Source organism: Bordetella genomosp. 12, assembly GCF_002261355.1.
GTDB lineage: Bacteria > Pseudomonadota > Gammaproteobacteria > Burkholderiales > Burkholderiaceae_B > Bordetella.
The window spans coordinates 1,758,492-1,779,611 of record NZ_NEVU01000003.1 but is presented as its reverse complement, the minus strand read 5'-3'; the positions used below and the strand labels follow the sequence as shown (position 1 = coordinate 1,779,611).

Annotated in this window: 23 protein-coding genes and 1 riboswitch; of the genes, 12 read left to right on the top strand and 11 right to left on the bottom strand. The window is 65.8% G+C overall.

The genetic code is table 11. The annotated features are described in order from the left end of the window. Positions 1–4 precede the first annotated feature (4 nt). Together CAL22_RS20320 and CAL22_RS20315 are read right to left on the bottom strand one after the other, a co-directional pair. A complete protein-coding gene (locus CAL22_RS20320; RefSeq protein ID WP_094816322.1) occupies positions 5–898 on the bottom strand; it encodes a lysophospholipid acyltransferase family protein in 894 nt (297 codons plus the stop codon). Continuing rightward, positions 895–1,749 (bottom strand): lysophospholipid acyltransferase family protein, encoded by an 855-nt coding sequence (locus CAL22_RS20315; protein WP_208622034.1) that lies wholly within the window; start codon positions 1,747–1,749, stop codon positions 895–897. The genes CAL22_RS20320 and CAL22_RS20315 overlap by 4 nt, the downstream gene beginning before the upstream one ends. Before the next feature lie 278 nt (positions 1,750–2,027). Between CAL22_RS20315 and metK the strand changes: the two genes are divergently transcribed. Continuing rightward, positions 2,028–3,191, top strand: coding sequence for a methionine adenosyltransferase (gene metK, locus CAL22_RS20310; RefSeq protein ID WP_094816318.1), 1,164 nt, complete (start codon positions 2,028–2,030; stop codon positions 3,189–3,191). A gap of 52 nt (positions 3,192–3,243) precedes the next feature. On the opposite strand, the gene map is transcribed toward metK, so the two are convergent. Both map and CAL22_RS20300 read right to left on the bottom strand, forming a co-directional pair. Then, complete coding sequence (gene map, locus CAL22_RS20305; RefSeq protein ID WP_094816316.1) at positions 3,244–4,008, bottom strand: type I methionyl aminopeptidase; 765 nt, start codon at positions 4,006–4,008, stop codon at positions 3,244–3,246. Further along, a complete protein-coding gene (locus tag CAL22_RS20300) occupies positions 4,005–4,217 on the bottom strand; it encodes a ParD-like family protein (protein WP_094816314.1) in 213 nt (70 codons plus the stop codon). Before CAL22_RS20300 ends, map begins: the two co-directional genes overlap by 4 nt. 152 nt (positions 4,218–4,369) lie before the next feature. On the opposite strand from CAL22_RS20300, the gene CAL22_RS20295 reads away from it, so the two are divergent. The 5 genes from CAL22_RS20295 (at position 4,370) to metF (ending at position 8,625) form a co-directional block, all read left to right on the top strand. Then, a complete protein-coding gene (locus tag CAL22_RS20295) occupies positions 4,370–4,591 on the top strand; it encodes a DUF1289 domain-containing protein (protein ID WP_094816312.1) in 222 nt (73 codons plus the stop codon). 69 nt (positions 4,592–4,660) lie between these two features. Further along, positions 4,661–5,704, top strand: coding sequence for a glycosyltransferase family 4 protein (locus tag CAL22_RS20290; RefSeq protein WP_094816310.1), 1,044 nt, complete (start codon positions 4,661–4,663; stop codon positions 5,702–5,704). 52 nt (positions 5,705–5,756) lie between these two features. Then, a riboswitch (S-adenosyl-L-homocysteine riboswitch) is annotated at positions 5,757–5,866 on the top strand. 98 nt (positions 5,867–5,964) lie between these two features. Continuing rightward, the gene (gene ahcY, locus CAL22_RS20285) at positions 5,965–7,386 is read left to right on the top strand and encodes an adenosylhomocysteinase (RefSeq protein ID WP_094816830.1); all 1,422 of its coding nucleotides are present in this window, start codon (positions 5,965–5,967) and stop codon (positions 7,384–7,386) included. Positions 7,387–7,447: 61 nt separating this feature from the next. Further along, positions 7,448–7,783 carry a phage holin family protein gene (locus CAL22_RS20280; protein ID WP_094816308.1) on the top strand — a complete coding sequence of 112 codons (336 nt, stop codon included), beginning with the start codon at positions 7,448–7,450 and terminating at the stop codon, positions 7,781–7,783. Then, positions 7,783–8,625, top strand: a complete 843-nt coding sequence (gene metF, locus CAL22_RS20275) for a methylenetetrahydrofolate reductase [NAD(P)H] (RefSeq protein WP_094816274.1) — start codon at positions 7,783–7,785, stop codon at positions 8,623–8,625. Before CAL22_RS20280 ends, metF begins: the two co-directional genes overlap by 1 nt. 51 nt (positions 8,626–8,676) lie before the next feature. Here metF and CAL22_RS20270 read toward each other — a convergent pair whose 3' ends face one another. Further along, the gene (locus CAL22_RS20270; protein ID WP_094816272.1) at positions 8,677–9,666 is read right to left on the bottom strand and encodes a tripartite tricarboxylate transporter substrate-binding protein; all 990 of its coding nucleotides are present in this window, start codon (positions 9,664–9,666) and stop codon (positions 8,677–8,679) included. A 275-nt stretch (positions 9,667–9,941) separates the two neighbouring features. Here CAL22_RS20270 and CAL22_RS20265 point away from each other — a divergent pair, with 275 nt between their 5' ends. From CAL22_RS20265 to CAL22_RS20250, 4 genes are read left to right on the top strand one after another with little or no spacing between them, the layout of a single operon-like run. Next, on the top strand, positions 9,942–10,199 hold the full coding sequence (locus tag CAL22_RS20265) for a hypothetical protein (protein ID WP_094816270.1): 258 nt from the start codon (positions 9,942–9,944) through the stop codon (positions 10,197–10,199). A gap of 35 nt (positions 10,200–10,234) precedes the next feature. Further along, positions 10,235–10,999 carry a DUF692 domain-containing protein gene (locus CAL22_RS20260; protein WP_094816268.1) on the top strand — a complete coding sequence of 255 codons (765 nt, stop codon included), beginning with the start codon at positions 10,235–10,237 and terminating at the stop codon, positions 10,997–10,999. Next, complete coding sequence (locus CAL22_RS20255) at positions 10,963–11,235, top strand: HvfC/BufC family peptide modification chaperone (protein ID WP_094816266.1); 273 nt, start codon at positions 10,963–10,965, stop codon at positions 11,233–11,235. Before CAL22_RS20260 ends, CAL22_RS20255 begins: the two co-directional genes overlap by 37 nt. Then, on the top strand, positions 11,198–11,677 hold the full coding sequence (locus CAL22_RS20250) for a DoxX family protein (protein WP_094816264.1): 480 nt from the start codon (positions 11,198–11,200) through the stop codon (positions 11,675–11,677). Before CAL22_RS20255 ends, CAL22_RS20250 begins: the two co-directional genes overlap by 38 nt. Here CAL22_RS20250 and CAL22_RS20245 read toward each other — a convergent pair. The 5 genes from CAL22_RS20245 to CAL22_RS20225 all read right to left on the bottom strand — a co-directional run bounded on the left by CAL22_RS20245 (position 11,674) and on the right by CAL22_RS20225 (position 16,637). Further along, positions 11,674–12,537, bottom strand: a complete 864-nt coding sequence (locus CAL22_RS20245) for a proteasome-type protease (RefSeq protein ID WP_094816262.1) — start codon at positions 12,535–12,537, stop codon at positions 11,674–11,676. The genes CAL22_RS20250 and CAL22_RS20245 overlap by 4 nt on opposite strands. A 33-nt stretch (positions 12,538–12,570) precedes the next feature. Then, positions 12,571–13,374, bottom strand: a complete 804-nt coding sequence (locus CAL22_RS20240; protein WP_094816260.1) for a transglutaminase family protein — start codon at positions 13,372–13,374, stop codon at positions 12,571–12,573. A 13-nt stretch (positions 13,375–13,387) separates the two neighbouring features. Then, entirely contained in the window at positions 13,388–14,320 is a 933-nt protein-coding gene (locus CAL22_RS20235) for an alpha-E domain-containing protein (RefSeq protein WP_094816258.1), read from the bottom strand. Between the two features lie 2 nt (positions 14,321–14,322). After that, positions 14,323–15,747, bottom strand: a complete 1,425-nt coding sequence (locus CAL22_RS20230; RefSeq protein ID WP_244193953.1) for a circularly permuted type 2 ATP-grasp protein — start codon at positions 15,745–15,747, stop codon at positions 14,323–14,325. A gap of 212 nt (positions 15,748–15,959) precedes the next feature. After that, a complete protein-coding gene (locus tag CAL22_RS20225; protein WP_094816256.1) occupies positions 15,960–16,637 on the bottom strand; it encodes a 5-formyltetrahydrofolate cyclo-ligase in 678 nt (225 codons plus the stop codon). A 120-nt stretch (positions 16,638–16,757) separates the two neighbouring features. Between CAL22_RS20225 and CAL22_RS20220 the strand changes: the two genes are divergently transcribed. Together CAL22_RS20220 and CAL22_RS20215 are read left to right on the top strand one after the other, a co-directional pair. After that, the gene (locus CAL22_RS20220) at positions 16,758–18,797 is read left to right on the top strand and encodes a lytic transglycosylase domain-containing protein (RefSeq protein WP_167383699.1); all 2,040 of its coding nucleotides are present in this window, start codon (positions 16,758–16,760) and stop codon (positions 18,795–18,797) included. Continuing rightward, positions 18,794–19,903: a CCA tRNA nucleotidyltransferase gene (locus tag CAL22_RS20215; protein ID WP_094816252.1), complete on the top strand. Its 1,110-nt coding sequence runs from the start codon at positions 18,794–18,796 to the stop codon at positions 19,901–19,903. The genes CAL22_RS20220 and CAL22_RS20215 overlap by 4 nt, the downstream gene beginning before the upstream one ends. On the opposite strand, the gene CAL22_RS20210 is transcribed toward CAL22_RS20215, so the two are convergent. After that, entirely contained in the window at positions 19,900–21,078 is a 1,179-nt protein-coding gene (locus tag CAL22_RS20210; RefSeq protein ID WP_094816250.1) for a class I SAM-dependent methyltransferase, read from the bottom strand. The two genes, CAL22_RS20215 and CAL22_RS20210, sit on opposite strands and share 4 nt — an antisense overlap. Positions 21,079–21,120: the final 42 nt, after the last annotated feature.

Sequence of the window (21,120 nt, the reverse complement as noted above, 5' to 3'; positions counted from 1 at the left end):
GCGGTCAGTACAGCTTGGGCGCGCCTTCCGGGCGGGTCTTGAAGCGGCGATGGACCCAGTAGTACTGGCTGGGGCAGCGGCGGATCCAGCTTTCGAGCTCGCGGTTCAGGCGCGCCGTGGCCTCTTCCAGGCTGGCCTCGCCTGGGAAGTCAGCCAAGGCGGGCAGGACTTCCACGTGATAGCGGCCGGTGGCGGGATCCCAGAAGTCGAGAATGGGCAGGACGGCCGCGTTCCATTTGCGCGCCAGTTGCGCCGTGGCGACCAGCGTGGCGGCGGGTACGCCGAAAAACGGCACGAAAGCCGAGCCATTGCGCCCGAAATCCATGTCGGGCAGGTAATAGACCGGCCGGGCCTGGCGGAAATGGCGGATCAGGTCGCGCACGCCTTCCTTGCGGCTGACGAGAAAGACCTCGTTAAAACGCATGCGGCCGGCGCGCACGATGGCGTCGACGGCCGGGTCGCGTTGCGGCGTGTACATGGTCGCCCCGCTGGGGACTTCCATGGTCAGGCGTGTGGCCGCCACGTCCAGGCCGATGAAATGCGGCGCCAGCAGGATGACGGGGCGCCCGGTGGCGGTCAGGGCGTTGATGGTGTCGGCGCCACTGACGCTGGCCATCTCGCGTATGGCCTCGGGGCTGCCATACCAGAGCACGCCGCGGTCGACGATGGACTGGCCCAGCGCACGGAAGTGTTCGCGGGCCCAGCGTTCGCGGGTTTGCGGGCTCTCGTCGGGAAAGCAGATCTCGAGGTTGCGCCTGACGATGCGGGCGCGTGACTTGGCCAGATGCAGCGCCAGCCAGCCCACGCAGGCGCCGGCGCGCTGGCGCGCGCGCGGACTCATGCGGCCAAACCAGCGCAGCAGCCCGGTCAGGGCGCGGGTCTTGAAGTCGGAACTCATATCGAGGTGGGCGCGGGCGGCGCGCCGCGCGGGGTTTTGTAGCGGTTGTAGCCCCAGAGATACTGGTCGGGGCAGCGGCGGATCAGCGCTTCCATGCTTTGATTGAGCAAGGCCGCCTGGGCCTGCGGGTCTTCGGGCAGCGGTTCGGGCACGCGCACGAAATGCAGTTGCCAGCCCTGGCCGCGCGGCAGGCGTTGAGCCGCGCACAGGATGATGGGCACGCGTGTCTGCCCGGCGAGCTTGCCCGGCAGGGTGACGGTGTAGGCCATGCGCCCGAAGAAGGGCGCCCAGACCCCATCGCCCACGCCTGGCGCCTGGTCGGGCAGCAGGCCCACGGCTTCGCCGCGGCGCAGGGCACGAACGAATTCACGCACCCCTTGCATGTTGGCGGGCACGGCGCGCACGGCCGAGTTGTTGCGGGCCGTCTCCAGCAGCGGGGCCAGGATGGCCTTGCGCGGCGGGCGGAACATGACCGTCAGCGGGATTTTGTGCGCCAGGTAGCGCGCCATGACTTCAAAGCAGCCCAGATGGGGCGTCAGAAATACCGTGCCGCGCTGCTCGGCCAGCGTGGTCTCGAGCACCGCGCGGTTGGCGTCATCCAGATGGATCCGGCGCAGGCTGTCTTGCTCGCGGAACCAGATCCAGGGCGACTCGAGCATGGTGGCGCCGATCTGGCCGGCCGCGCGGCGCGCGAAGGCCGGCTGGGGATAGCCGGCCTGCGCAGCATTGGCCTGCAGGCGCTGGCGGTATTTGCCCGGCCAGGCATAGGCCAGCTTGCCCAGGCCTCGCCCCAACGCCTGCAGGACGGGCAGGGGCAACAGGGCAATGAAGCGGAAAAAGGCGAGCAGCATGTGGTCGTGGTCAAAAATGGCGCGGCAGGGCCGTGGGTCCGTCCGCAAAAACGCTACGGCCAACAGGGTTGCTTCGCCCGGACACTCATTTTCGCCTAAAATGCCCGAAGTCGCTGAGTTAACCGACAACTTGCGGAGCGACGTTGCAGCGCATGCTGCTTCAAATCCGCTAAAGCGTCGCGCCCAGATGCCCTTCTTGCCAGGAAGATCCGGGGCGCAACGCGCCTCGTTCAACTTGAGGGCCGGCTTTCGGCCGGACATGTACGTAAGGACGCATCGTGGCTAATAACGATTTTCTCTTCACCTCCGAGTCGGTCTCGGAAGGCCACCCCGACAAGGTCGCCGACCAGATCTCCGACGCCATTCTCGACGCCATCTTCACGCAGGATCCCAACGCCCGCGTCGCGGCCGAGACGCTGTGCAATACGGGCCTGGTCGTGCTGGCCGGAGAAATCACCACCAGCGCCAACGTCGATTACATCCAGGTGGCGCGTGACACGATCCGCCGCATTGGCTACGACAACACCGATTACGGTATCGACTACAAGGGTTGCGCGGTGCTGGTCGCCTACGACAAGCAATCGCCCGATATCGCCCAGGGCGTGGACCGCAGCTCCGAGGACTATCTCAATCAAGGCGCTGGCGACCAGGGCCTGATGTTCGGCTATGCGTGCGATGAAACCCCGGATCTGATGCCCGCGCCGATCTGGTACGCCCACCGCCTGGTGCAGCGCCAGAGCGAACTGCGCAAGGATGGCCGTCTGCCCTGGCTGCGTCCGGACGCCAAGTCGCAAGTTACCTTCCGCTATGTCGACGGCCGCCCGGTCGAAGTCGACACCGTGGTGCTGTCGACGCAGCACGCGCCCGAAATCGAGCAATCGGCCATTCACGAAGCGGTCATCGAAGACATCATCAAGCCGTGCTTTCCCGATGGCCTGATCACGCCCAAGACCAAGTTCCTGGTCAACCCGACCGGCCGCTTCGTCATCGGCGGCCCGCAAGGCGATTGCGGCCTGACCGGCCGCAAGATCATCGTCGACACCTATGGCGGCGCATGCCCTCACGGTGGCGGCGCCTTCTCGGGCAAGGATCCGTCCAAGGTCGACCGCTCGGCCGCCTATGCGGCCCGCTATGTGGCCAAGAACGTAGTGGCCGCCGGCCTGGCGCGTCAGTGCCAGGTGCAGGTGAGCTACGCCATCGGCGTGGCCGAGCCCATCAACATCACGGTCTATACCGAAGGCACGGGCGTCATCCCCGACGACCAGATCGCCAAGCTGGTGCGCGAGCACTTCGATCTGCGTCCCAAGGGCATCGTCAACATGCTGGATCTGCTGCGCCCGATCTACACCAAGACGGCCGCCTATGGCCACTTCGGCCGTTCCGAGCCGGAGTTCTCCTGGGAAGCCACCGACAAGGTGCAGACGCTCAAAAAGGCCGTTTGAGGTCTTGAGCGCCGAGAAACCCTGGCTTTGCGCCAGGGTTTTTTTATGCGCGTTATTTGCGTTTTTCGTCGGCGCGCAGTGTCAGCACCCGCACTCCGTGGGCCGTGACGGCGACCGTGTGCTCGAACTGAGCCGATAGCTTGCCGTCTTCGGTCACGACGGTCCAGCCGTCGTCTTCCGTGCGCACGTCCGCGCCGCCCTGATTGATCATGGGTTCGATGGTGAACACCATGCCTTCGCGCAACACCAGGCCGGTGCGTGGCCGGCCCCAGTGCAGCACTTCCGGTTCTTCGTGCATCTTGCGGCCGATGCCGTGGCCGCAGTATTCGCGCACCACGGAGTAACCATGTTGCCGCGCATGCTGTTCGATGGCGTGCCCGACATCTCCGAGCCGCGCGCCCGGCCGCACGGCCAGAATGCCGCGCCACATGGCTTCGTAGGTCACTTGCACCAGACGCCGGGCGGCGGGCTTGACCTCGCCCACCAGGTAGGTCTTGCTGGAGTCGGCGATGTAGCCGTTTTTCTCCAGGGTGATGTCGAAGTTGACGATGTCGCCATTGCGCAGGATGTCGTCATGGGAGGGCATGCCGTGGCAGACCACCTGGTTGGGCGAGGCATTCAGGGCGTAGGCATAGCCATATTGGCCTTTGCTGGCCGGCCGCGCCTGCAGCTCCTGGACGATGACTTGTTCGGCCAGGTCATTGACCTGCATGGTGGACATGCCGGCCAGTGACAACTGATCCAGGCGAGCGAACACCGCCGCCAGCAGTCGGCCCGATTCGGCCATCAAGGCGATTTCATCTGGCCGCTTGATCATGCCGCTGCCTCTCTGAGGGCCGGCGCCTGGACGCCCGCGGCGCGCAACTCGCCCGCGAGCACCTCGTTGAAAGACAGGTTGGGGTTCAGTTCGCACAGCATGCCGATCTTGATCCAGAAGGCGGCCTGCGCATTGATGGAGCGGCAGGCCACGGCGCTGGCTTTGCGGAGCTGGTCGTGCAACTCGTCGTCGATATTTACGATGCCCATGAGATTGCCAATATATGATTCATATATGGATCATATCATTCTCGGCCCGGCGCGGCAGGTGCTGCGCCGGGGGTTTTCTGCTGTCAAGCAAGGGCCGGTCGACGATAGGGCTATGCAAAAAGGGACGCAGGCCCGGTGCTAAGCTTGCGGCCATGAGTAGCCGTGAAGACCCCACCGAACCCGCCCAGCCTGGCGCTTTTACCGCCAGCGATTCGCCCTGCGTGGCCGTGTGCTCCACGCTGTTTGACGATATCTGCCGGGGTTGCGGCCGTACGGCCATGGAAGTCGCCAACTGGGTCTTCATGAGCGAGGAAGAAAAACGCGAGGTCTGGGTGCGTATCCGTGCCCAGGGCTACCCGCGCCGCAACAACTGAGCCATGCTGTCTTGGCCCTGTCATACGCTGCGGGCCTAATCGACGCCATTCACTCCTTGGAGTTGTGGCATGCGTATCGCTCTTGTAACGGATGCCTGGCATCCGCAGGTCAACGGCGTGGTCCGCACCTGGACGGCCATGTGTGCGCTGCTGCATGCCTGGGGCCATGAAGTCCGGGTGATCAGCCCCGAGGGCAGCCGCACCGTGCCGGCGCCTTCCGAGCCTGAACTCAGGCTGTGCCTGACGCCCCGGCGCCAGGTGCGGCGCCTCATGGGCGAATGGGTGCCCGACGCCCTGCATATCGCCACCGAAGGCCCGCTGGGCCTGGCCGCGCGCCGCATGGCGCTCAAGCGCGGCTGGCGATTCACGACCTCGTTTCATACGCTGTTCCCCGATTACCTCCAGGCCCGCATGGGCATCCCCGCCGGCTTGCCCTGGCGCTATATGCGCTGGTTTCACCGGCCGTCCCAGCGGGTGCTGGTGCCCACCCCCACCGTGGCCGACGTCGTTGCCGCACGCGGGATCGGCAATCTGAAGATCTGGACGCGCGGCGTGGACGCCACGCATTTTCAGCCGCTGGCCTCCGAACTGCTGGCCCATCTGCCCCGCCCCATCTGGCTGTCGGTCGGCCGCGTGGCGCGGGAGAAGAATCTGGACGCTTTTTTGTCGCTGACACTGCCGGGCAGCAAGGTGGTGGCCGGCGCGGGCCCCGATCTGGCCCGGCTGCGGCGCCAGTTTCCCGAAGCGCATTTCCTCGGCGCGCAGGGCGATGCGCAATTGCCGGCGCTCTACAGCGCGGCGGACGTATTTGTCTTTCCCAGCCTGACCGACACCTTTGGGCTGGTCATGCTCGAGGCCATGGCCTGCGGCACGCCCGTGGCCGCGTTTCGCAGTGAGGCGCCGATGGCCGTGGTGCGCGAAGGGCAGACCGGGGTGCTGGACGACGATCTGGCGCGCGCTTGCCTGGCCGCGCGCCACCTCGACCGGCGCGCCGTGCGCGACTGGGCCGTGACGCGCAGCTGGGATGCCGTGGCGCACGACCTGTTGGCGGCGCTGGTGCCCATCGACGGCATGGCCGCGCAGAGTGCGCCCCGCCAGGCACTGGGTGTCTGATCCCCGGGCCGGGGCTTCCCGCCAGCTTGTCCGACCCGCTACAATGCCGCTCATCCCTGAGGAGCGCTGCGACGAAAGCCGGCTGGTACGGCTCGCCAGGCTCAGGAATCATTGTCCAGGCGCCGCGCCTTGCGCGGCGTTTTGCAACGGCGCTCACCTTAGCCGCTAGGCCGGCAAGGTGAGGGCGCCATGGCTTCATGGTTCTTCACGTCGGTCGGCCAGTGCGCGCCGTTCATCATCTTTACGTGGAGATCTACACCGTGAACGCAGTGTCCGACAAAGGCTTTTCCGATTATCTCGTCGCCGACATGGGTCTGGCCGGCTGGGGCCGCCGCGAGCTGGCCATCGCCGAGACCGAAATGCCGGGGCTGATGGCCATCCGCGAAGAGTACGCCGCCGCCCAGCCGCTCAAGGGCGCGCGCATCGCCGGCAGCCTGCACATGACCATCCAGACCGGGGTGCTGATCGAAACCTTGGTCGCGCTGGGCGCCGAAGTGCGCTGGGCCTCGTGCAATATCTTCTCGACGCAGGATCACGCCGCCGCCGCCATCGCCGCGACCGGCACGCCGGTGTTCGCCATCAAGGGCGAGACCCTGCAAGAGTACTGGCAGTACACCCACAAGATCTTCGAGTGGCCGCAAGACCGTCACGCCAACATGATTCTGGACGATGGCGGCGACGCCACCCTGCTGCTGCATCTGGGCACCAAGGCCGAGAGCGATATTTCGGTGCTGGACAAGCCCAGCAGCGAAGAAGAGCGTGTGCTGTTTGCGGCCATCAAGGAAACCCTGGCGCGCGATCCCAAGTGGTACTCGACCCGCCTGGCGCAGATCAAGGGCGTGACCGAAGAAACCACCACGGGCGTGCATCGTCTCTATCAGATGTCGCAAAAGGGCGAGCTGGCCTTTGCCGCCATCAACGTCAATGACTCGGTCACCAAGTCCAAGTTCGACAACCTCTATGGTTGCCGTGAGTCGCTGGTCGACGGCATCAAGCGCGCCACCGATGTGATGGTGGCCGGCAAGATCGCTGTGGTCGCCGGTTATGGCGACGTGGGCAAGGGTTGCGCCCAGGCGCTGGCCGCGCTGCGCGCTCAGGTGTGGGTCACCGAAATCGACCCGATCTGCGCCCTGCAGGCCGCCATGGAAGGCTTCAAGGTCGTGACCATGGAAGAAGCGGCGGCCCACGCGGATATCTTCGTGACGGCCACCGGCAACTACCATGTGATCACCCGCGCCCACATGGACGCCATGAAGGATCAGGCCATCGTCTGCAATATCGGCCACTTCGACAACGAAATCGACGTCGCGGCAATCGAGAAGGATTGCAAGTGGGAAGAGATCAAGCCCCAGGTCGATCACGTGATCTTCCCGGATGGCAAGCGCATCATCCTGCTGGCCAAGGGCCGTCTGGTCAACCTGGGTTGCGCCACCGGCCATCCCTCGTTCGTGATGTCTTCCTCGTTTGCCAACCAGACGATCGCTCAGATCGAGCTGTTCACGCGCAACGACCAGTACACCAGCGGGCAGGTCTATGTGCTGCCCAAGCATCTGGACGAGAAAGTCGCCCGCCTGCACCTGAAGAAACTCGGCGTCAAACTCACGACCTTGTCGGACGCGCAGGCGCAATACATCGGCGTGCCGGTCCAAGGCCCCTTCAAACCGGGTCATTATCGCTACTAATCCGAGGGATGTAGCACAATAGGGGTGGCCCTTGGGGCCACCTTTCCTACAGGAGATCGATATGGCTTTGATTCTGGTCTGGGTTCTGAATGCTGTGGCGCTGTTGGCCGTAGCCTATCTTTTGCCTGGCATCGCGGTGGCCAGTTTCGGTTCGGCACTGGTGGCCGCGCTGGTGCTGGGTCTGTTGAATATGCTGGTCAAGCCTGTCCTGGTCGTGCTGACGTTGCCCATCACCATCGTCACGCTCGGCCTCTTCCTGATTATCCTGAACGCCTTGTTGTTCTGGCTGGCCGGCTCGATTCTGCGCGGCTTCCAGGTCAACGGCTTCTGGTGGGCCGTGGCGGGTGCGATTCTGTACAGCATCATCTCGGGCCTGCTGTCCTACCTGATACCTTGATGACCGACTCAACCTCTCCCGCGTTCAGCCTGGAGTTCTTTCCGCCGCGAGATATCGCGGCCCAGGAAAGGCTGGTGCGCGCGGCCAAGCAGATGCTGGCCATTCAGCCGCGTTATGTGAGCGTGACCTTCGGCGCGGGCGGCTCCACCCGCGCCGGTACGGAAGACACGGTGCGGACCTTGACCAACCTCGGTTGCGATGCGGCGCCGCATCTGTCGTGCATCGGGGCTTCGCGCGAGCAATTGCGCGAGATCCTCAACAACTACCGGCAGGCCGGCGTGCATCGCGTCGTGGCGCTGCGCGGCGATCTGCCCTCGGGCATGGGAGGCGATGCCGGCGAGCTGCGTTATGCCAGCGAGCTTGTGCGCTTCATCCGCGAAGAAACCGGCGACTGGTTCCACATCGAAGTGGCGGCCTATCCCGAGATGCATCCGCAGGCCACCAGCCCGTCGGTCGACCTCGACCATTTCGTGGCCAAGGTCCAGGCCGGCGCGGATGCGGCGATCACGCAGTATTTCTTCAATGCCGACGCCTATTTCGACTTCGTCGATCGGGCGCAGGCGCGCGGCGTGAGCATTCCCATCGTGCCGGGCATCATGCCCATCACGAACTACAGCCAGCTTTCGCGTTTCTCGGAAATGTGCGGCGCGGAACTGCCGCGCTGGATCCGTCTGCGGCTGGCCGAGTTTGGCGACGACAAGGCATCTATCCGTGCCTTCGGGCAGGACGTGGTGACCGAGTTGTGCCAGACCTTGCTGGACAACGGCGTGCCGGGGCTGCACTTCTATACCCTGAATCAATCGGAAGCGATTCTGGGCATCTGGAAGAACCTGCAACGCTAGGCAAAAAAAACGGCACCCGCATGGGTGCCGCCTCCGGGCCGGCGCGCAACCTCATTGAGGTTCGATGCCGGCCTTTTTCATCATGCCGCCCCACTTGGTCGTCTCCGACTGCAGCCAGCTGTGCAGGCCCTCGGGCGTCTGTTTGGCAGGCGGGACGATCTCGGCGCCCAGTTCATTCATCTTGGTGGCAAAGCCCGGATCCTTGAGCGCGATCCGCAAGGCTTCGTTGATGCGGTCGATGGCGGCCTTGGGCGTGCCTTTGGGGGCATAGATGCCATGCCACACCATGACTTCAAAGCCCTTCAGGCCGCTTTCCTGCAGGGTCGGTGCGTCGGGCAGGGCTTTGATGCGGTCGAGCGTGGTCACGCCGTAGAGCTTGACGGCGCCGCCTTTGATCTGCGGCAGGGTTTGCGTGGTCTGGTCGCACAGCACATCCACCTGACCGCCCAGCAAGGCGCTCATGGCCGGGGCGGTGCCGGCGTAGGGGATTTCGGTGAACTGGGTGCCCAGCGCATCCTGCAACAGGGTGCCGCACAGTTGCGAGACCGCGCCCGGCCCGGCATTGGCCAGGTTGATCTTGTTGCCATTGGCGCGTGCATAGGCAATGAAGGCGGGCATGTCGCCAGGCGGCAGGGTCTTGCGGCCCATCAGCGTCATGGGCACGTCGGCGACCTGGCCGACATACTCGAAATCCTTCAGCGGGTCATAGGGCAGCTTCTTGTAGAGCGCCGGCGCCGTTGCCATGCCATTGTGGTGGATGAGCAGCGTGTAGCCATCGGGCTGGGCGCGCGAGACGAATGACGGGCCCAGCGTGCCGCCGGCGCCGGTGCGGTTCTCGACCACGATGGGCTGGCCCAGCGTTTTGCTCATGGATGCGCCCAGCGAACGGGCCACCACGTCGGTCGGCCCGCCCGCGGCGAACGGCACCACCAGGGTGAGTGCATGCGTGGGGAAGTTTTTGTCCTGGGCCTGGGCGCTGAGGGTCAGCAGCCCACCCAGGGCCATCAGGGCCGCGCGGCGGCCAACGGGGATACGCGTCATCAAGTCTCACTCCATTTGTTCTGGCCGTCACTGGCGGCGATCCTTGTGAGCGCGCTGGCGGTGACGGTAACTGCCTAGTGTGCGCGAGGGCGGCCACCCTGGGTATTCGTGATTCCGGAAAGCCCTCTTTGGCGCGGCGAAACCGCCGGCTCCGGTTGTACGTCCGATATTGCGGGTGGGCGCTGCCATCGCCGGGGCGTGGGTGAGAGCATGAGTGTGTCATTGAGACGTCAGTAAAACGCCAACCCGGCATAGCCCCTGCAAGGAGCCCCTCCATGTCCCACTCCGCTGCCTACCTCAAAACCATTGCAGCCTTGGCCACGACGCTGGTGGCGTCGGTCGCCGCGGCCGAGGGCGCCGATCAGTCCTGCGGCGCCGGCGCTTGCGGCAAGAAAGAAAGCTCGCAACCCAAAGGCGAGCACGGCGGCAAAGACAATCAAGACAAAGCCGCGGCCGGCAGCAAAACGTCCTCGACAAAAGAGCAGCCCGATGCAGGCTGCGGCAAAAAGGACGCCTCGTGCGCCAAGCGTTAGCGACGCCTCACGTCGGTCTGGGTTACCGGCGTGAGATGTCCACTTGGGATATGTCCGCCGTCAAGGCGGATTTTTTTGAGGTGGTGCCAGAAAACTGGTTGCGGCGTGATCGCGCGCCGTTGCATCGCCTGCTTGCCAGCGGCCGCAGCCTCGCTTTGCACGGCGTGTCGCTCAATCTGGGCGGCCACGCGGCCTTGGATGGCGGCTTTCTGCGGGCCGTCGCCGCGCTGATGCGTGAGCTGGGCAGCTGTCATTACTCCGACCACCTGGCCGCCAGCGGCGATGCTCATCAGCTTTACGACCTGTTTCCCATTCCCTTCACGCGCGCCGAGGCCCGCCGTGTGGCCGACCGGATCCGGCAGGCGCAGGACATCCTGGGCCTGACCCTGGGTATCGAAAACAGCACCTGGTACACCAATGTCGGCGAACTGCGCGAAGCGGAGTTTCTGGCCGAGGTGGCGGATCGGGCCGATTGCGCCATCCTTCTCGACCTGAACAATATCGACGTCAATCACAAAAACCATGGCGGCGATGACATCGCGCGTTTTCTGTCGCGCATCGATCTGGCACGCGTCAGTTATATGCATGTGGCCGGGCACGAATTCGATCCGCGCTTTGGGATGTATATCGACACGCATAGCCGCGGCGTGTCCGAGGGCACCGCGCATTGGGCGCGGCAACTGCACGAGCAATACGGCTTTGCCATCCTGCTCGAGTGGGACAACGACCTGCCCGGGCCGCAAGAGATCAACCAGGAGCTGGCGTGTCTGCAGCGTTTTATGACTATGTCAGAGGCCTGAGCGATCAGATTCCGCCGGGCTATAGCGCGGCGGGCATGCGCGTCTATCGCTATCTGGTCTACCTGGGCGCCAGCCAGATGGTGGATGCGAGCTTCCCCGGCTTGCGCGACGGCCTGGGTGAGTCGGCCTGGCGCGTGCTCATCGAGGAGTTTGTGCGCCAGTCGGCCTGGACCTCACCTTTCTACGGAGACCTACAGCATGAATTTCGAGATTTTCTCGCGCGCGCGTCGGCTTGAACCCGCGGTGGCCTTGTTGCTGTTGCGCGTGTGGACCGGCCTGGAGTTTGCGCGCGCGGGCTGGACCAAACTCAGCGGCGGGTTGCAGGCCCCGGCCTGGTTTCGTGGGCTGGATATGCCGGTGCCGCAACTCTGGCTGCCCGCCGACGTGAACTGGGTCACCGCCGGCGTGCTCGAGCTGACCCTGGGGCTGGCCCTGATCGTGGGGCTGGGCACGCGTTGGGCGGCGGGTGTGCTGCTCTACATTGTGTTCGTGGCGGTCTATGCGGTGCACTTTGATCTGGGCTGGGCCGGCTGGAACCAGATCGAGACCGCCGACGGCTTGGGCTTTAAGGTTCCCTTGATGCTGGCCCTGATGCTCTTTGCGCTCTTTGCTTGCGGGGCCGCCGGCTGCTCGCTGGATCGTTTGCTGGCAGGCCGCCGGCGGCGCTGCGGCGTTTAGCCGGTTTGCTGGGGACTCGCGCCCTGCGCCAGCAGTTGGGGGGCGGCATAGGGTTGGTCGGCCAGGCCCGTGGGCCGGATGCGCATGGGTTGATGCACCCGATGCGCGGGCACCAGTGAATCCGGATCTTCCGGCCGGCTCCAGAGGGGATCCGGGATCTCCGCGAACACCTGACGCAGCCGTTCGCCCCAACTGCCGCGAATCATGGCGAAATACTCGTTCTGCTCGTCGATGCTGGCGAAATGCGTGACCTGCAGCGTGGCGGCCTCATAGACCAGCAGATCCAGGGGCAGCCCGACCGAGATATTCGAGCGCAAGGTGGAGTCCATGGAAATGAGGGCGCATTTGGCGGCCTCATCGAGCGGGGTGTCGGGCTGCAAGACCCGATCCAGGATGGGTTTGCCGTACTTGGCCTCACCGATCTGGAAATAGGGGCACTCGGGCGTGGCCTCGATGAAATTGCCGGCGGCATACACCTGAAACAGGCGGCAGGGCGCCGTACCGATCTGGCCGCCAAAAATCAGATTGATATTGAACTCCACCCCTTGTTCGCGCAAGGCCTCGGCGTCGCGCTCGTAGACCCGCCGCACCGCCTGCCCCACGCGGCGGGCGGCCTCGACCATATTCGGCACGCGCCATATCGAATCCGGCCGGCGCGCATTTTCTTCTGCGAGCACATTGAGCACGGCCTGGCTGATGGCCAGGTTGCCGGAGGTCATCAGCACCATGACGCGGTCGCCGGGCAGCTCGAAGACATGCAGCTTGCGGAAGATGCTGATCTGATCCACCCCGGCATTGGTGCGGGAATCGGAGAGAAAGACCAGGCCCTGGTTGAGCTGGGCCGCGATGCAGTAGGTCATGGGGCAAGGACGCGAAAGAGGGGTGGGGCGGGCTTATTGTTGGTAGGCGGCCTGAACCTGAACCGAAACGCTCATGACTTCACCGCCGCCGCCATTGCGCACGCCGCGCACCGGCGAGGCCGAGTCGTAGTCCCGGGCCACGGCCAGGCGGCAGTGGCAATCCGAGGCGAACTGCCGGTTGGTGATGTCTACGCTGACCCAGCCCAGGCCGTCGAGCCAGACGTCGGCCCAGGCATGGCTGGCGGCATGCGCGGCCTCAGTATAGAGGTAACCGCTGACATAACGGGCCGGCACACCCAGCCCGCGCGCGCAGGCCAGAAACAGATGCGCATGGTCCTGGCAGACCCCGTGGCCCAGGCGCAGTACCTCGCCGGCGGCGGTGGTCACATCGGTCGTGCCAGGCTCGTACTTGACGCGGTCGCAGATGGCTTCGGCCAGGGTGAGGGCATCGTCGGCGGTCTTCAGGCCCTGTGCCAGCGCGCTGCGGCTGAGGTCGCGCACCGCCGCATCCGGCTGCGTCAGTGCGGTGGGCACGCAAAAGGCCTGCAGCGGCAAACGGTGGTCTTCGGCGGGCAGACGCCCCTGCGCCAGCGTGTCGATTTCGATGTGGCCGGTGACGCGCAGCTCGATCTCTTCGTGGGGCCGCGTCATGGTCAGCGTATGGGTAATGTTGCCGAAAGCATCGACCTGCTCTTGCAGGGGGGCGGGCGCGTCGATGAACCAGCGCAGGGCGCGTTGATGGTCGTCCTGCCGTGGCGTCAGGCGCAGCACCTGGATGCTGTAGCTGACCGGCGCGGTGTAGCGATAGTGGGTGACGTGGCGGATGAGGTGTTTCATGCAGGCTCCGGATTCAGGTCGACAGCGGCAACAGGAAGTCCTGGCTGATGCGGTTGCCCAGGTCATTGATGCGTTCGAGGAAGGCTTCCAGAAAGCCGTGCAGCCCGCCGCGCAGGATGTCCTCGACGCGGCCAAAGCGCAGCTCCGCGCTGAGCATGCCGGCGCGGCGTTCGGTTTCGGCTGAACGCTGATTGGCCACGCGGCTGAGGTTGTCGGCCACGGCCTGTGTCGACGCCAGAAGCGAACGGGGCATGTCGCCCCGCAGGATGAGCAGTTCGGCCACGCGCTCCGGGGTGACGACGTCACGGTAGACCTTGCGGTAGACCTCCAGGCCGGAGACCGAACTGAGGATGGCTGACCAGCGGTAGAACTCGTTCTGCGGGCCATGCTCGCCTTCGTGGAACTTCACGTCCAGCAGGCGTGCGGTATTGTCGGCGCGCTCCAGATGCATGCCCAGGCGCAGAAAGCACAGTGCTTCGTCTTCCAGCATGGTGCCTTGGGTGACGCCGCGCGCGACATGGGAACGGAATTTCACCCACTCGAAGAACTCGCCCGGATTGCGCTCCAGCAGGCCGGATTCGAGATGCTTTTGCAGTTCGAGCCAGGTGCTGTTGTGGGTTTCCCAGAGTTCGGTGGTGAGGCTGCCGCGCACGGCCCGGGCGTTTTCGCGCGCGGCGCGCAGGCAGGCGTAAATGGACGAGGGGTTGTCCGAGTCGCGCACCATGTAGTGCAGGACGCTGGCCGGCGTGAGCGCATCGTGCCGGGATTCGAAGTGGCGGTGCAGCTCGGAGATACGCAGCAGCGCACGCCAGGAGTTTTCGCGGCTCAGCGCATCCTGCGGCAGCAGCGACATCTGCAGATTGACATCGAGCATGCGCGCGGTGCTTTCGGCGCGTTCGATGTAGCGGCACATCCAGAAAAGGTGGTCGGCGGTTCGGCTCAGCATGGTCAGTCTTCCAGTACCCAGGTGTCCTTGGTGCCGCCGCCCTGGCTGCTGTTGACCACCAGCGATCCTTCGGTCAGCGCGACGCGGCACAATCCGCCCGGCACCGTGCGGATGTCCTTGCCGCACAGCACATAGGGGCGCAGATCGACGTGGCGCGGGGCCACGCCGGATGCCACATACGTCGGAATGGTCGACAACGACAGCGTGGGCTGCGCGATGTAGTTGGCCGGATGGGCGCGCACCCTTTGCTTGAAATCGTCGATTTCCTGGCGCGTGGAGCAGGGGCCGACCAGCATGCCGTAGCCGCCGGCGCCATGCACTTCCTTGACGACCAGCTCATGCATGTTCGCCAGCACGTGCGAGCACTCGTCGGGCCGCGCGCACTGCCAGGTCGGCACGTTGGACAGGATAGGCTCTTCTCCCAGATAAAACCGGATCATCTCCGGCACGTAGAGGTAGGTGGACTTGTCGTCGGCGATGCCCGTGCCGATGGCGTTGGCCAGGGTCACGCGTCCGGCGCGGTAGGCCGACAGCAGGCCCGGCACGCCTAGCGCGGAGTCGGCGCGAAAGGACAGCGGATCGAGAAAATCGTCATCCAGCCGCCGGTAGATCACATCCACCCGGCGCGGCCCGCGCGTGGTGCGCATGTAGACGGTGTTCTGCTCGACGAACAGATCCTGGCCTTCGACCAGTTCTACGCCCATTTGCTGCGCCAGGAAAGCGTGTTCGAAATAGGCCGAGTTGTACATGCCGGGGGTGAGCACCACGACCGTGGGATCCACGTTGCCGCCCGGGGCGACCTCGCGCAGATTGTCCAGCAACAGATCCGGGTAATGCGCCACGGGGCGCACCTTGTTGCCGGCAAAGGCCTCCGGCATCAAGCGCATGGACATCTTGCGGTTCTCCAGCATGTAGGAGACGCCCGAGGGCACGCGCAGGTTGTCTTCCAGGACATAGAAATCGCCCGGGCCGGCGCGCACGATATCCACCCCCGCGACATGGCAGTAGATGTCCTCGGCCACGTCGATATCCTGCATCTCGGGCCGGTACTGCGCATTGAGAAATACCTGTTCGGCTGGGACGATGCCGGCGCGCACGATGTCGTGGTCGTGATAGATGTCGTGGATGAAGCGGTTGAGGGCGCGCACGCGCTGCTTCAGGCCCGCATCCAGGCGCTGCCACTCTTGCGCGGCGATGATGCGGGGAATGAGATCGAAGGGGATGAGCCGTTCGGTGCCGGCCGCGTCGCCCGCCATCGAGAAGGTGATACCCACGCGGCGGAAATTCAGGTCGGCTTCGATGCGCCGCGCCGCCATGGTGTCAGCCGCCTGGCTGTCGAGCCAATAGGCATAGCCTTCGTAATGGGGACGGACGCGACCCTGGGCGTCGAACATCTCGTCAAAAGCAATGGCCAGGCCGTCCTTCATGGCGTCTCCTGCAGTACGCGGCCAAGGCGGCCACGCGTTTTACAGAAGCAGTAGCAAGCCTCATGCCAACTCTGACAGGCGTGCCGCAGGCGCGGTGCAGGTGCTGCCGCCTGCCAAATCGCCCCGCGCGGGCCGCAAACGCGGCAGCGCGGCGGCGGCGCACGCCGGCGCGCACCACAAGAGGTGGCGGCCGGCGCTTCAGAATGGTGCGCTCAGCGCAGCGTGCGCGAAAACACGGTGCCGCGGCCGGCGGCCAGGCCCCCGGTTTCCAGCGGCGCTTCGGGCACCCAGCCCGAGGGCGTGAGCACCGCGGCCAGCGGCATATCGTGCGCGGCCGGGGTGTAGTCGTGGGGCAGCAGGCCCTCGTCCCAGGCGATGCCGATGGCCGTGTGCGGGTGACCGGCCTCGGTCAGGGCTGCCAGGGTGCGGTCGTAATAACCGCCACCGTAGCCCAGCCGCTCGGCGCGGGCGGTATATCCCAGCGTGGGCACCAGCACGACATCAGGCAGCACGGCTTGCCCCGACTCGGGCTCGGCAATCCCGTAGGCGCCCGTGCGCATGGGGGTGTCCGGGGTCCAGACATGAAACGCCAGCGGGCTGCCGGCGTCGTTCACCACGGGCAAGCTGACGGTGATGCCGTTGGCGGCCCATTGTTGTAACAACGGGCGTAGGTCGGGCTCTTCGGCCATGGGCCAGAAGGCGGCCACGCTTTGCAGCGGCCGCCCCAGGATGGCGCCGCGCTCGCGCGCGACATTCAGCCAGGTAAACAGGCGGCCGCGCATCATCAGCGCGCCTCTGCTGCGTTGGCTTTCGGGCAGTTCGGCGCGCAGGCGGCGCAATCGCGCGCGCAGCGTGACTGCGGTATTCTCTCCAGTATTTTGGGTCTGCATGCGAGCGGGCCTGGTCTAGCGTTGTGAGACGTGAAGGGGCGGACGATGAAGCCTAGAGTCATAGCGGGGCGTCAATCCCAACGGTATCAGAATTCACTGGCAGCGGGCGGCTTGCCGCGCATGCTGCCGCTTTTGGCCTTGCTGGCCGTCGGTTGCGCGCCCGTCGATGCGCAGCAGCGCGCCGCGTCGCAGACGCCGGGCCTGCAGGCCTCGCTCAGCCCCGATCAGGGCGCGCGCTCGATTGCCGTGCCGCGCGCCGTGCTGGCGGGCTTGCCGGTCTCGCCCGACTCCACCGCGCGGCAGGCTGTCGTGTCGGCGCGCGACGCCATGACGCGCAAGCAATGGTCGGTGCTCGGCGCGCTGGCGCCTCAGGCTGAATCCGACGTTCTGGGCGCGTATCCGCAATATTGGCTGCTGCGCTATCAATTGGCCGCGCCGCCCAACGGCGTGCGGCCGGACGGCCAGCTGGAGCGTTTCCTGGCGGCCAATGCCGGCAGCTACCTCGAAGACCGGCTGCGCGCCGATTGGATACTGGCCGCCGCGCGCAGCGGCGATTTTGAAACGGTGCGCCGCCTGGCGCCGGTCAAATCGGGTAACGCCCAGGTCAATTGCGCCGTGCTGAATGCCCGCCACATGACCGGCCAGCGGGTCTCGGCCGACGAGGCCATGAAGGCCTTTGGCGCAGGCTCGGCCTGCTGGACGCTTTATGACCAGCTGGTGGCCGACCGCATATTGGGCTGGGATGAGCTTTTGCCGCAGCTGCGTGACGCCGTCGAAAGCAACCGGACCACCGATGCGCGCAAGCTGGTGCAGTATCTCTTCGAGCCGCAGGACGTCAAGACCTACGACCTGATGATGCGCGATCCCATGAAATGGCTGGTGCGCCAGAGCAAGACACCCGTGGGCCGCAACGAGAAAGAGCTGGTGGCGCTGGCCTTGGCTCGCCTGGCGCGCTCGGACGTCAACGTGGCCGACTCCTATCTCGAACGGGAATGGGCGCGCCATCTGCCGCGCGCGCATCTGGCCTGGATACGCGGGCAATATGCGCTGGCTGCCGCCATTTCGCTCGATCCGCGCGCCAATGACTGGTACCGCGAGGCCGGGCACATCCGCATGACGGATAACAATCACGCCTGGAAAGTCCGCGCCGCGCTGCGGCAGCAGCGGGTGGACTGGAAGTGGGTGGTTGCCTCGGTGGACGAGATGTCGCCCGCGCAACGCAACGAAGAGGTCTGGGTCTACTGGAAGGCGCGGGGCCAGGCGGCGCTGGGCCAGCAAGCGGAGGCGCGCCGGGCCTATGCGCGCATCGCCGACCAGTTCAACTTCTATGGCCAACTGGCCACCGAAGAACTCGGGCAGCGCATCCAGGTGCCGCCGCAGGCCGCGCCGGTCAACGACGCGGAGATCCGCGAGGCCCGCGCCAATCCGGCGCTGGTGCGAGCGATACATATGTTCCGCCTGGGATGGCGCGCCGAAGCGGTGCCCGAATGGAATTTCGCCCTGCGGGGCATGAGCGACCGGCAACTGCTGGCGGCCGCCGAGCTGGCCCGCGCCGAAGGCATCTACGACCGGGTGGTCAATACGTCGGAACGCACCGAACGCGAGTTCGATTTTTCGCAGCGCTATATCGCGCCGTTCGAGGGCCGCGTGTCGGCCAAGGCGCGTGCGCTGGACGTGGATCCGGCCTGGGTCTACGGCCTGATCCGCCAGGAGTCGCGCTTCATCATGGATGCGCGCTCGCATGTGGGTGCTTCCGGCCTGATGCAGCTCATGCCCTCGACGGCCAAGTGGGTGGCGGGCAAGATCGGCATGACCGATTTCACGCCTGCCAGCGTCAATGATTTCGACGTCAACACCGAGCTGGGCACGCAGTATCTGAACATCGTGCTGCGCGACCTGGATGGCTCGCAGATGCTGGCCAGTGCGGGCTACAACGCCGGCCCGGGGCGGCCGCGCAATTGGCGCGCGACGTTTACCTACCCCGTCGAAGGCGCGGTGTTTGCCGAGACGATCCCGTTTACCGAGACGCGCTTGTACGTCAAGCACGTGATGTCCAATGCCGTCTATTACGCGGCCATGTTCACCGGCCAGCCGCAGTCGCTCAAGGAACGCTTGGGTAATGTGGTGCCGCCGGCCGCCGTCATGGCCAAGTCGCCATGAGCGCGGCGGCGGACCCGGCCGTGGCGGGCCTGCGTGTCTATATCGTGGGCGGAGCCGTGCGCGATGCCCTGCTGGGGCTGCCTGCCGGTGATCGTGATTGGGTGGTGGTCGGGGCCACGCCGGAAGAGATGGCGCGGCGCGGCTTCATTCCGGTGGGCGGAGATTTCCCCGTCTTTCTGCATCCCGCGAGCAAAGAGGAGTACGCGCTGGCGCGGACCGAGCGCAAGTCGGGGCGGGGATACAAGGGTTTCACCTTTTATACCGGCGCCGATGTGAGCCTGGAGCAGGATCTGCGGCGCCGGGATTTCACGGTCAATGCCATGGCGCGGACGCCGCAAGGCGAGCTGATCGATCCGCTTGACGGTCAGGCCGATCTGCGCGCGCGTTGCTTTCGGCATGTGGGCGCCGCCTTTGCCGAAGATCCGGTGCGCATTCTCCGCCTGGGGCGCTTTTCCGCGCGGTTTACCGATTTCAGCGTGGCCGCCGAAACGCAGGCGCTGTGCCGCAAGATGGTGGAAGACGGTGAAGTCGATGCCTTGGTGCCGGAGCGCGTGTGGAAGGAGTTGTCACGGGGGTTGATGGAGGCCAGGCCCTCGCGCATGCTGCAAGTGTGGGATGCGTGCGGCGCGCTGGCGCGCGTGATGCCGCAGTTGCATCAGTGGCAGGCCGTGGCCGAGGATCTGGATGCGGCCGCGCGGCGCGGGCTGGCTTTGCCCGGCCGCTACGCGTTGCTGGTACGCCTGAGCCCCGAGCGCGACGCCTTGGCCGCGCGCTTGCGGGTGCCTGCCGAATGCGCCGATCAGGCGCGCCTGTTGCCGGTGCTGTTGCAGGCCTTGCCGGCGTCTTTGGCGGCGCAACGCCTGGACGCCATCGAGCGTTGCGACGGCCTGCGCAAACCGGATCGCTTTGCCGCCTTGATCGAGGCCGCGGGCGTGGTGGCCCAGATCGATGCCGGCCTGTGGGCGCGTGCGCTATCTGCCGTGCGTGGCGTGGACGCCGGCGCCATCGCCAGGCAGTGCGCGGGCGAGCCGGCACGTATCAAGGCGGGCTTGCGTCAGGCGCGCCTGGCGGCGCTGCAAGCCGCCCAGGCCGATGCCCCGGGCTAGAGATGATCGCGCCGGTCGCCGCGCGCAAAGCCCATCGATGCCACGGGCACATCGCGGCCGATGGCCAACACTTTGAATAGTTCGCCCATTTCGGCTTCGGAGAGCAGTTTCTGCACCGGCGCAGTTGCCTGCGCATAGGCGCGGGTGTCCGTCGGATCCAGGCCGCCCAACAGATCCAGCAGGCCGGCATTCATCAGAAAGCGCGCCTGCGAGGTAAAGCCGATCACATCCAGGCCGCCTTCGAGGGCGGCATCGGCCATGGCGGTGAAGTCGACATGGGCCGTGATGTCCTGCATGCCCGGGGCGACGAAAGGATCGGCATGCGCGTGATGGCGCAGATGACACATGAGGGTGCCCGCGGCCCGCTGGGGATGGTAATACTCGCGCCGCGGAAAACCATAGTCCACGAGCAGCGCCGCGCCGCGCTTGAGCCAAAGGCCCATTTCGCGCACCCAAGCCTCGCCTTGCAGATTGATTTCGGAGACATAGCCCGGCAGGGCGGGCAGGCGTGTGGCCAGTGTGGCTGCCAGAGCAGGATCGGCGGGCCGATCCTGCCAGACGAAGCCGTCCTGCCAGCTCACGCCGCGCTCGAAGGCCTGCCCATCTTCGGTAAAGCCGAACAGGCGCACGGGCATGGCGTCGAGCACCTCATTGGCCAACACCACGCCTTCAAAGCTTGTCGGCAGGCGATCCCGCCATTGCACCCGCGCGCCCAGGGGCGCGAGCCGGGTTTGCTGGCGTGCGCGCAGGTCTGCCGAGACTTCGACGATGGCATAGTCGGCCGGGACACCAAGCCGATCGAGCTCAGCCAGCACGCCTTCGGCCAGCGCCCCGGACCCGGCGCCGAATTCGAGCACCTGCCGGGTGCCGGTGGCCTGCAGCCATTGCGCGGCTTGCCGCGCCAGGGTGGCGGCATACAGCGGCGTAAGTTCGGGCGCGGTAACGAAATCGCCGCCGGGGTGGCGCGCGCTGCCGGGATCGGAAGCCAGCTTTACCGAGCCGGCGGTGTAATAACCCAGGCCGGGGGCATAGAGGGCCTGGGCCATCCAGTGGTCGAAAGACAGCCAACCGCCCGAGGCGGCAATGTGCTGACGCAGGTGGTCGACGACGGCGGCGCTGTGCGCTTGGGCCTCGGCATCCAGGGCGGGCAGGGAAGAAGGGCGGGTCGATTGCATGCGTTATTTTCCCACGCGGGCCGGGCCGGCGCAGGACGAAAA